1 protein-coding gene is annotated in these 1,377 nt (G+C 64.5%); it reads right to left on the bottom strand.

Annotation, left to right across the window (positions count from 1 at the left end; all coding sequences use genetic code 11):
- Positions 1–31 precede the first annotated feature (31 nt).
- Positions 32–1,282 carry an IS256 family transposase gene (locus AC2SGK_RS18230; RefSeq protein ID WP_017469024.1) on the bottom strand — a complete coding sequence of 417 codons (1,251 nt, stop codon included), beginning with the start codon at positions 1,280–1,282 and terminating at the stop codon, positions 32–34.
- Positions 1,283–1,377 lie beyond the last annotated feature (95 nt).

The raw sequence follows: 1,377 nt of genomic DNA, 5'->3' as shown, positions 1-1,377 counted from the left end.
CGAGATATGCTCGAAATTTGGTGACGCTTGATCAGGCGGCAGCTTGAATGTGGCGGACGCCGTCGCGGAACTCAACCCCGCTGATGACCTCTGGCAGGCGGTTCCGGCCGTCGAGCCTCCGCCATTTCTTCTGCGCCGACATCATCAGCCGGAAGGCCATGGCGAGCCCGGTCTTTCGGCTCAGGCAGCCCTTGGTTCGCCGGGTGCGGTGCCGGACGGTGGCGAAGGTGCTCTCGATCGGATTTGACGTCCGGATATGTTTCCAGTGCTCGGCCGGATAGTCGTAGAGGGTCAGCAGCGCGTCCCGGTCCTTGACCAGCTTGGCCACCGCCTTGTCCCATTTCACGCCGTAGGTTTCGACGAAGAAGTTGAAGGCGACGTTGGCTTCGGCCTTTGTCCCGGCCTGCCAGATGTCGTGCAGGTGTCCTTTGGCCCTGGCCTGCGCCGATTTCGGCAGCGCGTTCAGCACGTTCATGGTCTTGTGCAGCCAGCACCGCTGCTCCTGCGTCGTGGGGAAGACTTCGCGCAGGGCCGTCCAGAAGCCGAGGGCACCGTCGCCGATCGCGAGCTTGGGATCCTGCGTGAGGCCGCGCCGCTTGAGATCGAGCAGCACCTCGCGCCAGCTCTGGGTGCTCTCGCGGAAGCCGTCGGTCATGGCCAGCAGTTCCTTCCGGCCGTATTCATCCGCCCCGACGATGACCAGAACGCATTGCTTTTCCTCGGCCATGCGCGGCTTGAAGTAGACACCGTCGGCCCAGATGTAGAGGAACCGCCGGGTTCCGAGGTCGCGCTTCTCCCAAGCCTCGTATTCGGACCACCAGTTGGCTTTCAGGCGGGTGACGGTCTTGGCCGACAGGCCCTTGGCGTCCGGCCCCAGAAGGGCGGCCAGCGCCTCGCCGAAATCGCCGGTGGAGACCCCCTTGAGGTAGAGCCAGGGCAGCAGTTCCTCGACCGATTTGGCCTTGCGCAGGTAGCGCGGCAGGATGCTGGGCGTGAAGGAGATCCTCTCCGCTCCCGGCTTGCGATCCCGCACCCGCGGCACCTTCACGGCGACCGGACCGATCCCGGTCAGGATTTCGCGCTCCGGCAAATGTCCGTGCCGCACCAGCCTGGCCCGGCCGTCATCGAGCCTTTCCTCAGCGAACGCGGCGAGGAGCGTTGCCAGCTCGGCCTCAACCGCTTGTTCGATCAGCTTGCGCGCACCCTCCCGGATGAGGTCCGTCAGCGGATCCGGCGAAAACCCCGATGGATCGGGCAGCGTGCTGATGGTAGTCTCCGACATGTGGCATATCCCTTTCTCGGCTGAGAATTGACGGCGTCTGAACACCGCCATGATATGCCGCCCCTCAGGGCATCACCAACTTTCGCGCGTTACTC

Source organism: Paracoccus sp. NIOT.M2S5SZ12 (assembly GCF_057748165.1).
Note: the sequence above shows the minus strand (reverse complement) of the source record. Positions and strands in the feature narration are given on the sequence as shown.